At 74.2% G+C, this 12,791-nt stretch carries 11 protein-coding genes; 5 read left to right on the top strand and 6 right to left on the bottom strand.

The window, feature by feature from the left end; translation table 11 throughout:
* Window positions 1–94 precede the first annotated feature (94 nt).
* Window positions 95–367 (top strand): hypothetical protein, encoded by a 273-nt coding sequence (locus ACFVGS_RS23610; RefSeq protein ID WP_384416307.1) that lies wholly within the window; start codon window positions 95–97, stop codon window positions 365–367.
* Between the two features lie 213 nt (window positions 368–580).
* Here the strand turns inward: ACFVGS_RS23610 and ACFVGS_RS23605 are convergent, their stop codons facing one another.
* Both ACFVGS_RS23605 and ACFVGS_RS23600 read right to left on the bottom strand, forming a co-directional pair.
* On the bottom strand, window positions 581–1,357 hold the full coding sequence (locus ACFVGS_RS23605) for an ABC transporter permease (RefSeq protein WP_384416304.1): 777 nt from the start codon (window positions 1,355–1,357) through the stop codon (window positions 581–583).
* The gene (locus ACFVGS_RS23600; RefSeq protein ID WP_384416301.1) at window positions 1,354–2,295 is read right to left on the bottom strand and encodes an ATP-binding cassette domain-containing protein; all 942 of its coding nucleotides are present in this window, start codon (window positions 2,293–2,295) and stop codon (window positions 1,354–1,356) included. Before ACFVGS_RS23600 ends, ACFVGS_RS23605 begins: the two co-directional genes overlap by 4 nt.
* 75 nt (window positions 2,296–2,370) lie before the next feature.
* On the opposite strand from ACFVGS_RS23600, the gene ACFVGS_RS23595 reads away from it, so the two are divergent.
* Window positions 2,371–3,081, top strand: coding sequence for a TetR/AcrR family transcriptional regulator (locus ACFVGS_RS23595; RefSeq protein WP_384416298.1), 711 nt, complete (start codon window positions 2,371–2,373; stop codon window positions 3,079–3,081).
* Between the two features lie 63 nt (window positions 3,082–3,144).
* Here ACFVGS_RS23595 and ACFVGS_RS23590 read toward each other — a convergent pair whose 3' ends face one another.
* From ACFVGS_RS23590 to hmgA, 4 genes are all read right to left on the bottom strand, one after another.
* Window positions 3,145–4,365 carry a type ISP restriction/modification enzyme gene (locus ACFVGS_RS23590; RefSeq protein ID WP_384416295.1) on the bottom strand — a complete coding sequence of 407 codons (1,221 nt, stop codon included), beginning with the start codon at window positions 4,363–4,365 and terminating at the stop codon, window positions 3,145–3,147.
* Window positions 4,366–4,527: 162 nt separating this feature from the next.
* Window positions 4,528–5,685, bottom strand: a complete 1,158-nt coding sequence (locus ACFVGS_RS23585; protein ID WP_385693580.1) for a hypothetical protein — start codon at window positions 5,683–5,685, stop codon at window positions 4,528–4,530.
* 117 nt (window positions 5,686–5,802) lie between these two features.
* On the bottom strand, window positions 5,803–6,552 hold the full coding sequence (locus tag ACFVGS_RS23580) for a GntR family transcriptional regulator (RefSeq protein ID WP_384416290.1): 750 nt from the start codon (window positions 6,550–6,552) through the stop codon (window positions 5,803–5,805).
* A 51-nt stretch (window positions 6,553–6,603) separates the two neighbouring features.
* Window positions 6,604–7,929, bottom strand: coding sequence for a homogentisate 1,2-dioxygenase (gene hmgA, locus ACFVGS_RS23575; RefSeq protein ID WP_384416288.1), 1,326 nt, complete (start codon window positions 7,927–7,929; stop codon window positions 6,604–6,606).
* A 196-nt stretch (window positions 7,930–8,125) separates the two neighbouring features.
* Between hmgA and ACFVGS_RS23570 the strand changes: the two genes are divergently transcribed.
* The 3 genes from ACFVGS_RS23570 to ACFVGS_RS23560 all read left to right on the top strand — a co-directional run bounded on the left by ACFVGS_RS23570 (window position 8,126) and on the right by ACFVGS_RS23560 (window position 12,725).
* Window positions 8,126–10,354, top strand: coding sequence for a right-handed parallel beta-helix repeat-containing protein (locus tag ACFVGS_RS23570; RefSeq protein WP_385693579.1), 2,229 nt, complete (start codon window positions 8,126–8,128; stop codon window positions 10,352–10,354).
* A 287-nt stretch (window positions 10,355–10,641) separates the two neighbouring features.
* Window positions 10,642–11,439 carry a hypothetical protein gene (locus tag ACFVGS_RS23565; protein ID WP_385693593.1) on the top strand — a complete coding sequence of 266 codons (798 nt, stop codon included), beginning with the start codon at window positions 10,642–10,644 and terminating at the stop codon, window positions 11,437–11,439.
* Entirely contained in the window at window positions 11,436–12,725 is a 1,290-nt protein-coding gene (locus ACFVGS_RS23560) for a hypothetical protein (protein ID WP_385693578.1), read from the top strand. The genes ACFVGS_RS23565 and ACFVGS_RS23560 overlap by 4 nt, the downstream gene beginning before the upstream one ends.
* Window positions 12,726–12,791 lie beyond the last annotated feature (66 nt).

Genomic DNA, 12,791 nt, shown 5'->3' with positions numbered 1-12,791 from the left:
CGGTGAATCCTGCGGCCGGAATACACGGGTGTCGTAGCGGGGCGATAGGGTTAACCTGCCCGGGCCGGGTGCCCTCGTACGGGTGGGGAGTGACATGGAACAGATAGCAATGCGCAGCAGGCCGCGTGTGCCTGCCATCACCTGCGGGAGCAGCGCGACCAGTTCGCGACTCGACCGCCATCTCGCGGTGCTCGGCGGTCCCGCCGTGCCGCAGCGCGAGGCGGCCGAGGCGACGCTGCTCATGCGGGAACTGACGACGCGTACGCGTGAGGTGCCCGTGCAGGGCCACCGCAGCCGCAGCGCGCGGGTCTCGCTCTTCGCCCCGCTGCGCCGACTGCGCCGCTCGCTCTTCGGCAACCACAGCTGACAGGCCGTCCGGGCCGGGCTCCCGCGCACCCCGAGGCGCCGCTCCCGCCCGCATCCGCTCGGCCCGCGGCTCGTCCCTGACCGAACGCCGGACGTGTCCCCGCCCGTCCGGCGCTTTCCCTTACCCGCGCCCTCCCTTGCCTGCGCCCGTTCCTAACCGGCGCCCTTCTTGCCTGCGCCTTTCCTCATGCCCGGGCCTTCCCTTGCCCGGACCTCAGGTACGGGCGTAGCGCCCGACAGCCGCCGGCGCGCACAGCGCGATCAGTGCCAGCGACCAGAGCAACGCCCCGGCCACCGGATGCGTCACGGGCCAGGCCGCGTCGGCCGGCACCGGCGCGTTCCCGAACAGCTCCCGGACGGCGGTCGTCACCGCCGAGATCGGGTTCCACTCCGCGACCGTGCGCAGCCAGCCCGGCATCCCGTCGGTCGGGAGATAGGCGTTGGAGAGCAGCGGCAGCATGAAGGTCGCGCTGCCCAGCTGTCCGGCCGCCTCCTCGCTCTTCGACGCCAGACCGAGCAGGATGCCCGCCCAGGTGGCCGCGAAGCGGAACAGCAGCAGCAGTCCGAAGGCGCCGAGGGCCTCGACGGCCGTGCCCTCGATCCGCCAGCCCATCGCCAGGCCGACCAGCAGCAGCGGGACCATGCCGACCGCGCTGGTGACCAGGTCGGCGAGCGCCTGCCCCAGCGGCACCGCCGCCCGGCTCACCGGCATCGTCCGCAGCCGGTCCGCCACTCCGCGGTGGGTGTCCTGCGCGGCCTGGAACATCCCGGTCATCACGCCGTTCGCGGCCGTCGCCACCAGCATGCCCGGCACCAGGAAGGCCCGGTAGTCGGCGCCCGGCATGGCGAGCGCGCCGCCGAACACGTACCCGAAGAAGAGCAGGAACACCACCGGCATGGTCTGGGTCATGACCGTGATCGCCGGGGCGTGCCGGATCCGCAGCAGATGGCGGCCGAGGATCGCGGTGCCGTCGTGGACGAGGGCGCTCATGCGGCGAGCTCCTTGCGGTCGGTGAGGCGCAGGAACACCTCGTCGAGGGTGGGCGGGCGCAGGGCGGCGTCCAGGATCGGGACGCCGGCCGCGTCGATCTCCCGGACGAGCCGGGGCAGGGTCAGCGTCGGATCGGTCGTGACCGCGCCGACCGTGCGGCGCTCGGCGTCCAGGGACGGCAGCGAGCCGGTGAGCCGGTCGAGCACGGCCGCGGCCGCCTCGAGCGGCGCCGGTTCGGCGACCACGACCTCGGCGTAGCTGCCGATCCGCGCCTTGAGCCCGGCCGGCGTACCCCGGTGGGCGGCGCGGCCCTCGTCGACGAGGACGATCTCGTCGGCGAGCCGGTCGGCCTCCTCCAGGTACTGCGTGGTGAGCAGCACGGTCGTGCCCTGGGACGCCAACCCCCGTACGGCGTCCCAGATCCCGTTCCGGCTGTGCGGGTCCAGTCCGGTGGTGGGCTCGTCGAGGAACAGCACGGCAGGCGGGACGATCAGGCTCGCGGCCAGGTCGAGGCGCCTCCGCATGCCGCCCGAGTAGGTGCGGGCGGGCCGGCCGGCGGCCTCGGCCAGACCGAAGCGCTCGAGGAGTTCGTCGGCGCGGGAGCGCGGGGCGCGCAGCAGCCGGGCGAAGAGCCGCAGGTTCTCGGCGCCGGTCAGGTCGCCGTCGACGGAGGCGTACTGCCCCGTGACCGCGATCCGCTCGCGCACCCCGCCCGGGTCGCGGACCACGTCGCGCCCGGCGACCCGCGCGCTGCCCGAGTCGGGCGCCACGAGCGTGGTGAGCACCCGGACCGCCGTGGTCTTCCCGGCGCCGTTGGGTCCGAGCAGCCCGCAGACCGTGCCTTCGGGCACGGCGAGGTCGAGGCCGCGCAGCGCCTTGACCTGGCCGTAGCGCTTGCACAGCCCCTCACTAAGTACAGCGTACGTAGTTGTCGTCATGCGGCGACCCTAACGCATTACGTACGGTGTACGTAACCGGGCGCGTCATTACGATGTGCGGCGAGGTGATGATGGATGGCAGGCCGAGCGGCCGAACCCGAAGTGATCTGGGCGCGCCCCGAGCGCACGGGCCGCGGCCCGAAACCGGCCTACCGCCGGGAGGACATCACGGACGCGGCCGTCCGCATCGCCGACGCCGACGGCATCGACGCCGTCTCCATGCGGCGGATCGCCGCCGAGCTGGGCTGCGGCACCATGTCCCTGTACAACTACGTGCCGCGCAAGGAGGACCTGTACGAGCTGATGGTCGACCGGGCCAGCGGCGAGTACGAACTCGGCGGCCCCAGCGGCGACTGGCGCGCCGACATGACGGCCGTCGCCCACCAGGCCCGCGGGATCCTGCGGCGCCACCCCTGGGTGATCCGGCTGATGACCACCGGATACGCCTTCGGGCCCAACGCCCTCCGCTTCCTCGAGCACTGCCTGGCGTGCCTGGACGGACTCGACCTGCCCGGCGGCACCAAGATGGAACTGATCGCCACGGTCAACGGCACCGTGATGACGATCGTGGCCAACGAACTCGCCCTCGCCGAACGCGCCCGCTCCCTGCCCTGGTCCGAGGAGCAGGAACAGGCCGTGCGCCAGGCCTACCTGGCGAGCCGGCTCGCCACCGGCGCCTACCCGCACCTGACCGCCGTCTTCACCGCCGCGGCCCCGCCGCCGGATGCGGAGGAGGTCTTCACGCGCACCGTCGACCGGGTCCTGGACTCGTTCGTGAAGACCTGAGCCGGGCAGGCCGGGCCAGGTCGGAGGACCGGGCCGAGTACGGTCGAGCGCGGCCAGGTCGGTTCACAGCAGGGCGAACTGCCCCTCGGGGCCCTCCTCCTGATGGTCGAGCACGGACGCCGGGCGCCGTGCCCCGTCCGGCACGGGCAGCAGCCCGGCCGCCCGCAAACCGCCCCTGGTCACCCCTTCCGCCGTCGCGCGCCCGGCGAGCGCGGCCCGCTCCGGCTCCCGGCCCGCGAGCAGGGCCAGGACCGTGATCAGCTCGAGCAGCTCCGAGGTCCACTCCTGCGGCCACGCCGCAGGTCCGATCGCCTCCAGGCTGCCCGGCTCGGCCGGCGCGGTCCGGTGCGCGAACCACTGCTCCAGCATCCGCACCCCGCCGACCTCGAACTCCCACGCCCCGGCCGGTACGGGGGAGACCCGGCCCTCGTCCAGGGACAGCACCTCCTCCACCGGGTCGTACGCGATCCCGGTCGGCCGGGCCGGCAGCGCCGCCCGTACGTACGGCCTGCGGCCACCCGGAAGCCGCGGCCGGGCTCCGCCGCGGGCCCCGCGCAACTGCACCTCGATCAGCTCCCGGCCGAGCGCCACGCCCGCCGCCCACACCTCCGGGTCGACGGGCAGCGGCACCCGGCAGCCGGCGGCGGAGGGCAGCGCCGCCGCCACGGCCCAGGCGAGCACGTCCGCCGCGGCCACCTCGCAGCCGTACCGCTCGCCGAGGAAGCCCCGCAGTCCCGGTGCAAGGTTCGGCTCCAGACCGCCCGGGCGGCGGAACAGCGGGCGGATCCGACCCGGCCGGCCGGCCGGGGACCGCCCGTCGGGCAGCGCCGCGGTCACCAGCAGCGCGGGCCCGCCCGCCCCCGGCACGTACCCCTGCTCGACGGCGAACAGCTGCCGCTCGTCCGCGACCCGCCACAGTTCGGGCCGCGCGGTGTCGATCAGCCGGTGGTCCGGCAGCAGCCACTGCTCGTCGAACGGCCCGTGCGCGAGCCGCACCGGCTCCGGACAGGGCCCCGGCTCCCGCGACAGCCGCACCGTCCCGGTCCGCTGCCCGGGCAGCGCGGCCACCGAACTCGCCGTGGTGCGGGCCCGGCTCGGCCGGAACAACGCCTCGCGCTCCGCGCCCTCGGCCGCGGCCAGCCGCTCCCAACGGGCCCGTAGCGTGCGCGGATCCGGCGCGACGATCCAGGACCGCCCGAGCCGCAACGGCGCCACGGACCACGGCATGAGCTCGTCGAGCAGGGGCAGATCCTCGATCGCGGCGTCATCCGTCACGCCCCGCATGCTAACGAGGGCGGCGCGTGGGCATCCAGCGGCGCCGGAGGGGCGACGGTGGGGTGCCGGTGGGCGCAGCTGGGCGCGGGGACGGCCGGGCGCGGGTCGACGGGCGTAGCAGCGCTGGCCGGGCGGCGCGCGCTGGGCGGATGGGCGCGGAGGCGCCCGGCGTCAGCGGCGCCGGACCCGCACGCGTCGCCGCGCCGGGGTGCCCGGGAGTACGTCCGCCGGGGCGGCGGGAGAGACCGCAGGGAGCTCGCCGACCGGGCTGGCCGCGCGAAGTGCCCCGGCGGGAGTGACGGCAGAAGGTGCCCCGGCCGGGGTGGCCGCAGGGAGCGCTCCGTCGGCGGGCGCTTCGGGGAGCGCGTCGGCCGGGGTGGTGGCCGTGGCCTCCTCCAGGGCGTGCCGGTACGCCTCCGGCGAGGCGGTGAAGTCCGCCCATGTGGCCAGGCCCGCCGGGTCCGTGTCCTGGCCCCGGAGGAGGTCGACGGAGGCCTGTGCGAAGCGGGCGGTCAGGCCGTCGCGTTCGGCCGCGGCCAGCAGCGGGCGCAGTTCGGCGACCGCACGGGTGGCGCGGCGGCGGGACTCCGGGCCGGCGCGCAGCACGGTGCGGTAGTCCGCGACGGGGGCCGCGTCCTCCAGGAGCAGGTCGAGGTGGGCGGCCAGGCGACGCCCGGCCCGGGCCGCCTCGCGTGCCGCCGGGCCCGCCTCCACCAGGACCCGCAGGGCCCGCAGCAGCTCCGTGTCGCGCGCCGCCTCCAGCGACCGCGGTCCCTCCTCCCACGCCGCCCGCACCGCCGTGACGGCGCGGTCGTGGTCCCGGGCCACCCACGCGGCCGCGTCCCGCAGCTCGGCCGCGCGGCGCAGCAGCCGCGGCTCCGCCTCGGAGAGCCGGGGCAGCGCGCGGATGTTGCCGCCGACCAGCCCGACGACGGTGAGGAGCATGCCGAGGACCGCCAGCGTGTCGGACACGGCGACGAGCCCGTCACCCTCCGATTCCTGGCCGAGTTCGAACAGCTCGCCGCGGTGCGGCCCGTCCGCCCGGACGAACCCGGACTCCCAGCCGTAGCCGGAACCGTCGTCGTAGTTCGGCGCCTTGAGCACCGCCGAGCGCTTGGGGTCGCAGTGGTACGTCCCGTCGCGGAAGCGGTGGTCCACCGGGTCCGACCAGCGGACCTTGCAGGTGCCGTCGGGCTTCTCGTCCAGCACCGTCAGATCGACCTGGGTCAGCTCCGGATGGTCCGGTGCCGCCTCGTACAGCCCGAACGACCCCAGCAGCAACGTCAGTCCCAGCGTCGCCACCCATCGGAAGACGGCCACGTGCCGCATTCCGCCACCCCCGCCCGCACCAGCCGTTCCTCGGCAGGACCCCCCTGCGGAACACAGCTTCCCCCGCCGTCACGGGCGCCGCAAGGACCTGACGGCGTCACACCACGTCCGGCGCCGTCACTGCGCCTCCACCGTGACCGTGAAGGAGAACCGGTCGCCCCGGTAGCGGATCCGGGCCACGTCCACGACCCGGCCGTCCTCGTCGTAGGTCACGCCCGTGTAGTGCAGGATCGGCGAGAGCAGCGGGACCTGGAGCAGCTGGGCGGTCTCCGGGTCCGCGAGGCGGGCCTCGACGGTGTCGGTGATCCGGCTGATCCGGACCCCGACGACGTCGCGGAGCACCTTCGTCATCGGCCAGCGTTCGAGATCGGCCGGGTCGATGCCCGCGGCGATCTCCGGCAGCACCGCGTTCTCCGCCCAGTTCGTGGGCTCACCGCTCTCGCCGTCCGCGCGGAGCCGCCGGAAGACCGCGATCTCCGGGCTGGCGGGGAAGTACTCGGCCAGCTCGCCGGGGACCGGCTCGGTGCCGTGGCCGAGAACGGTGGTCCGCTCGCCGGACTGCTGGGCCACGATCGCGTCGATCGAGCCGAGCAGCCGGCGCGGAGTGGAGCGCCGGGCGCCCGGTTCGATGAACGTGCCGCGCCGCCGGTGCCTGCTGATCAGGCCCTCCTCCTCCAGCTCCTTGAGGGCCTGGCGCATGGTCAGCACGCTCACGCCGTAGTGCGCCGCGAGCTGCTCCTCGGTGGGCAGCCGCAGCGAGGCGTCGGGGGTGCGGCCCAGTATGGAGGCGCGCAGCGACTGCGAGACCTGGTACCAGAGCGGCAGCTTCCGGTTCAGGACCAGCGAGTCGGGAGCGAAGGCGGTCACGGTTCTCTCCGTACGACGACTACGGGACACCCGGCCGGATGTTACGGGTGTTCACGGCCGGAAGTGGCGCTCAAGACCCTGCCATACGTCGTCGTAGGCGCGCTGCAGGTGGTCGGCTCCGGCCGCCTGGGCGGTGGCCGTGACCGGCCAGCGGGTCTCGAACATGAAGGCCAGGCCGTCGTCGATCTTCTGCGGCTTCAGCTCGGCGGCGCTGGCCCTGTCGAAGGTCTCCCGGTCGGGGCCGTGCGCGGACATCATGTTGTGCAGCGAGCCGCCGCCCGGCACGAAGCCCTCCGCCTTGGCGTCGTACGCGCCCTCGATGAGGCCCATGTACTCGCTCATCACGTTGCGGTGGAAGTACGGCGGCCGGAAGGTGTCCTCGCCCACCAGCCAGCGCGGCGCGAAGACCACGAAGTCGACGCCCGCGAGACCGGGGGTGTCGGACGGCGAGGTCAGCACCGTGAAGATCGACGGGTCCGGGTGGTCGTAGGAGATCGTCCCGATGACGTTGAAGCGACGCAGGTCGTAGACGTACGGGGTGTGGTTGCCGTGCCAGGCGACGACGTCCAGCGGCGAGTGGGTGTACGTCGCCGACCACAGGTTGCCGCAGTACTTGTTGACCACCTCGACGGGGCCCTCGACGTCCTCGTACGCGGCGACGGGCGCCCGGAAGTCGCGGGCGTTGGCCAGACCGTTGGCGCCGATCGGACCGAGGTCCGGCAGCTGGAACGGGGCGCCGTAGTTCTCGCAGACGTAACCGCGGGCCGTCTCGTCGAGCAGCTCGACGCGGAAGCGGACACCGCGGGGGATCAGCGCGACCTCGCCGGGACCGGCCGCGAGGTTGCCCAGCTCGGTGCGCAGCAGCAGCCCGCCGCGCTCGGGCACGATCAGCAGCTCGCCGTCGGCGTCGCTGAACACCCGCTCCATGGAGGCGTTGGCGTGGTAGAGGTGCACGGCCATGCCGGCCCGCTGGGTCGCGTCGCCGTTGCCGCCGAGCGTCCACAGACCCGCCAGCCAGTCCGTACCGGGCGCCGGGTCCGGCAGCGGGTTCCAGCGCAGCCGGTTCGGGTCGGGCACCGTCTCGGTGAACGGCGCGGAACGCACGGCGCCGTTGTCGATCCGGGTGAACGGCGGATGCGCGGCCGAGGGCCGGATCCGGTACAGCCACGAGCGCCGGTTGTGCGCCCGGGGCTCGGTGAACGCGCTGCCGCTCAGCTGCTCCGCGTACAGCCCGAGCGGCGCCCGCTGCGGGGAGTTCCGCCCCTCGGGGAGGGCCCCGGGGACGGCCTCGGAGCTGTGCTCGTTGCCGAAGCCCGTGCTGTAGGTCAGCGCTGCGGCCGTCTTTCTGGCCTGTTCCGCGTTGCTCTCCGCGTTCATCGCGTACTCCTGTCCTGACGCTCACAACAATCCTATGCATGACCGTAGGATTCCGCTCCCGCTCGCGTCAACGGGGACTTTCCGGGCCCTTCCCGCCTTCCCCGGACGTGCACCGGCCTCCTTGGACGGGGTGGGCGCACGACGGGTTCCTGCACGAGGGGTTCCAAAAGATGAACAATGCTCTACTCTCACGCGCATGTCGTGGACCCGAAGGTTCGTTCTCGCGCTCTCGGTCGTGCTCGCGGCGCTCGCCGCCGCCCTCGTCACCGCTCCCGCCGCCCAGGCACACGAGGAGCGGCCCGTCACCTTCCCCGACGGCTCCGGCCGCGTCCCCGCGCTGCGCACCGGCGAGCCCGACCTGCTCGTGTGCAAGAGCGACCCGGCCGACTTCCACCGGCGGATCGCCGCCTTCCCCGCCGCACTGAAAGCCCGCAACCTCGCCCTCTTCGACCGCTGCCGGCGCCAGGGCTACCGCCACCTCCAGCAGGCCGTCGACGCCGTGAACCGGCCCGGCATGACCATCGCGATCCTGCCCGGTCTCTACGAGGAAGAGCCCTCACTGCCCGCGCCCACCGGCGCCTGCGCCGCGCTCAAGGCGCCGACGTCCTCCTTCGGCTACCAGATCCTCAGCTACGAGCAGCAGAAGCAGTGCCCCCACAACCAGAACCTCGTCGCGATCCTCGGCAAGAAGGACCTCCAGATCGAGGGCACCGGCGCCTCCCGGCTCGACGTCGTCATCGACGCCAGGTACGCCAAACTCAACGCCATCCGCGCCGACAAGTCCGACGGCGTCTACTTCCGCAACTTCACCGCCCAGCGCACCACGTTCAACTCGCTCTACGTCCTCGCCGCCGACGGCTTCGTCATCGACGACGTCCTCACCCGCTGGAACGACGAGTACGGCTTCCTCACCTTCGCCTCCGACCACGGCCTCTACAAGAACTGCGAGTCCTACGGCAACGGCGACTCCGGCATCTACCCCGGCTCGGCCTCGAACATCAACGACGGCCGCGGCTACGACGTCCCCCGCTATTCCATCGAGATCACCGGCTGCCGCAGCCACCACAACATGGTCGGCTACAGCGGCACCGCCGGGGACTCGGTGTGGGTCCACGACAACGAGTTCGACCACAACATGGGCGGCGCCTCCATGGACTCCGCCTTCCCCGGCCACCCCGGACTCCCGCAGAACCACGCCCGCTTCGAGCGGAACCTCATCCACGACAACAACCAGAACTACTACCCGTACGTCGCCGACGGCACCTGCGCCAAGCCACCCGCCGAGCGCGGCTACGAACAAGGCGTCGTCTGCCCGCAGATCTCCATGCCTCCCGGCACCGGCATCATCACCGCGGGCGGCAACTGGAACCTCTACGAGAACAACTGGATCTACGGCCACCAGCGCGCCGCCTTCTTCCTCAGCGCCGTCCCCGCGTTCATCCGCGGCGAATCGGCGTGGGGCAAGCAGACCGACACCTCCCACCACAACCGCTACGCCGCCAACCACCTGGGCGTCGACCGCGCGGGCAACACCCGCCCCAACCGCACCGACGTGTGGTGGGACGGCCAGGGCGGCGGCAACTGCTGGCAGCCCGACACCGGCGCCGCCACGCCCTACGCCCTCCCCACCTGCGGCTCCCGCCGCGGCGAGGTCTCGGGAGACACCCGCCGCCTCGTCGGCGAACCCGTCAAACTCGCCCAACTCCTCGTCTGCGCCGACTACAACGTCCAGGCCCGCCGCCTGCCCGCCGGCTGCGACTGGTACGGCGCACGCGGCCTCCAGCGCGTCGAGACCCAGCTCACCCTCGGCATCGCCGCCGTCCTCGCCCTGGTCGGCACCACCCTGTGGTGGCGCCGGCTCCGCGGCAGCCGGCTCGCCGGCGCGGCCACCCTCCTCGGACTGCTCGGCCTGGCCCTCGACGTCACCGCCTCCACCCTCGCCCTCACCCCGACCGTCCTCCCGGCCCTCGCCCTGCTCCTGACCGGCCTCTGGTGGACCGCGCTCGGCCTCGCCCTGCGCCCGCACCGCCGTGTCTTCGCCTGGACCACCGTCACCCTCGGCGCCCTCACGCTCCTCGACGCCTTTGACAAGGCGGTCCTGATGATCCCCTGGATCCCCCTGAGCCCGGCCTGGGTACGCGGACTGCTCGGGGTGGTCTGGGTGCTGTGGGCCGTGACAGCGGCAGCCACCCGCCGCCCCACACCCGGGCAACCCTCGACACCCACTTCCACCGCCTCGGGCGAAGCCGGTCCCTCGGGCGGCGCCGCTCCCTCGGCCCCCTCGGGCGGCGCCGGTCCCTCGGCCCCCTCGGGCGGTGCCGGTCCCTCCGCTCCCTCGGGCGGTGCCGGTCCGTCCGCTCCCTCGGGCGGTGCCGGTCCCTCCGGCTCGCCGGACGGCGCCGGCCTGTCGGGCGGTGCCGCATGACGCCCCGCCCCGCCCCTCCCTCCGCCCCCGCCCCTCCGCCTGCCCCCGCCCCCGTCCCTCCCTCCGCCCCCGCCTCTCCGCCTGCCCCCGTGCTCGCCCCCGCGCCCGCGCTCGCCCCCCTGCCCGCGCCCGCGCCCGCGCCCGCACCGACACCCGTGCCCGCCGCGGCGCACGCCGCCCCGTCCGCCCCCGCCGCGGTGGCCTCCGCCCCGTCCGCCCCCGCCCCCGCCGCGCGGCCCCGTCGAGCCTGGCGCCGACCGTGGTGGCGCGCGGTCGGGGCCGGGCTCGTGCTCGCCGTCGGTGCGGCGCTGCTCGCGGGGTGCGGCGGGCGCCCCACCACCCACCACAAGCCCGGCACCAGCCATCAGGAGGCGACGGGCGGCAACGGCACCCTCCTCACGGCCCGCGACAGCACCGGTCACCGCCTGCGCGAGGTGCCCGCCGCCGGAGCGCCGAGCGTGCGCCTGGAGACCCGCCCCGACAGTGAGGGCGGCTGGAACGTCCACCTCCTCGTGGAGAGGTTCCGCTTCACTCCCGACAGCACCGGAGGCGCCGCTCTCCCCGGGCGCGGCCACGCCCGGCTCCTCGTCGACGGCCGTGAGACCGCCCGCGCCTACGGCCCCTGGGTCCATGTCCCGGCCGGTGCCCGCGCCCTCACCGTCCGGCTCCACGCCGACGACCACACGGCCTGGGCCGTCGCCGGCCACCCCGTCGAGGCCACCGTCCGCCTCGCCGCCGGCCCCTCCACGGGAGCGACCGCACCCGCTCCGCCCGCTCCCACGACAGCACCGACACCGACACCGACACCGGCACCGACGCCCCAGGGTCGTACCCTCACCCTCACCATCACCGGCAACTCCGTGCAACCACCCCCTTCCCGGGTCGAGTTGAAGGAGGGCGAGCGCCTCACCCTTCAGGTGACGGCCGACCGCGCGGACACCCTGCACGTCCACGGCTACGACCGTGAGCTCCCGCTCACCGCAGGCCGTACCGCCACCCTCACGCTCACGGCCGACCGCACCGGTCTCTTCGAGGTGGAGACCCACGAGTCCGGACTCGTGCTCACCCAACTCGTCGTCCGATGACGGCACTCACCGCGACCGCGCCGCTGCCGCTCGCCCATGGCGTGGGCGCCCAGCACGACCTGCCCCTCTCGCCCTTCTACGCCTACGCCGGCGCGTTCGCCGCGCTCTTCGTCTCCTTCCTCTCCCTCGGCCTGCTCTGGTCCTCCTCCCGCTTCCGCGGCGACCTGGCCGGCCGCCCCCTGCCCGCTGCCGTCCAGCGCCTCGCCGACGCCCCCGCCACCCGCACCGCCCTGCGGCTGCTCGGCGTCGCCGCCGCGCTCGTACTCGTCCTGCACCTCCTCCTCGGGCCCGACGACCCCGACCGCAACCCGGCCCCCGGCGCCGTCTACGTCCTGCTCTGGGTCGGCCTCGTCCCCGCCTCCCTTCTCCTCGGCCCCGTCTGGCGCCTGGTCAACCCGCTCCGCGCCCTGCACGCCCTGCTCCCCGCCCGGCGGCCACCCCGGCCGCTGCCGGCCCGGCTCGGCATCCGGCCCGCGGCCGCCGGGCTGCTCCTCTTCACCTGGCTGGAGCTGGTCGCCCCCGACAACACATCGACCTCCGTCCTCCTCGCAGCGCTCGGCGCCCACACCGCCGTCCATCTGCTCGGGGCCGCCCGCCACGGCTCCGCGTGGTTCGCCCACGCCGACCCCTTCGAGGTCTACTCCTCCCTCCTCGCCCGGCTCTCCCCGCTCGGCCGGCGCTCCGACGGCCGACTCGTCCTCCGCTCGCCCTTCAACGGCCTCGACGCCACACCGCCCGTGCCCGGCCTCGTCGCCACCGTCTGCGTCCTCCTCGGCTCCACCGCCTACGACGGCTTCTCCGACAACCCCCGATGGATCACCCTCCTCCAGACCTCACCCTTCGGCCGCACACCCACCGCGACCCTCGGGCTGCTTGGTGCCGTCGCCCTCGTCGCCGCGCTCTACGGGCTCTGCGCCGGCGGCCTCCGGCTGGTCGACCGCGAACTCACCACCCCGCTCACCTCCTTCTCTCACTCGCTGCTGCCCATCGCCCTCGGCTATCTCGTCGCCCACTACTTCACACTCTTCGTCACCGAAGGACCACGTACCGTCATCATGGCAGCCGGCACTGACAACGCCTCCGCGCCCGCCCCGCCGCTGGGTCCCGGCGGCCTCGCCACCCTCCAGATCGCCGCGATCGTCGCCGGTCACGTCCTCGGCGTCGTCGCCGCCCACGACCGCTCGGTCCGCCTCTTCCCGCCCGCACGAGCCGTCGCGGGCCAACTCCCGCTGTTCGTCCTGATGATCGCGTACACCCTCGGCGGAATCGGCCTGCTGATCGCCTGACCACGGCAGGAGCGGCATGATGGTCCCCGTGCCCCAGCCCACCCCGAAGCCTGCGCCCACCCCGGA

Origin of the sequence: Streptomyces sp. NPDC127114 (assembly GCF_042677525.1) — a bacterium.
Taxonomy (GTDB): domain Bacteria; phylum Actinomycetota; class Actinomycetes; order Streptomycetales; family Streptomycetaceae; genus Streptomyces.
This window is presented reverse-complemented; position numbering and strand designations above follow the sequence as displayed.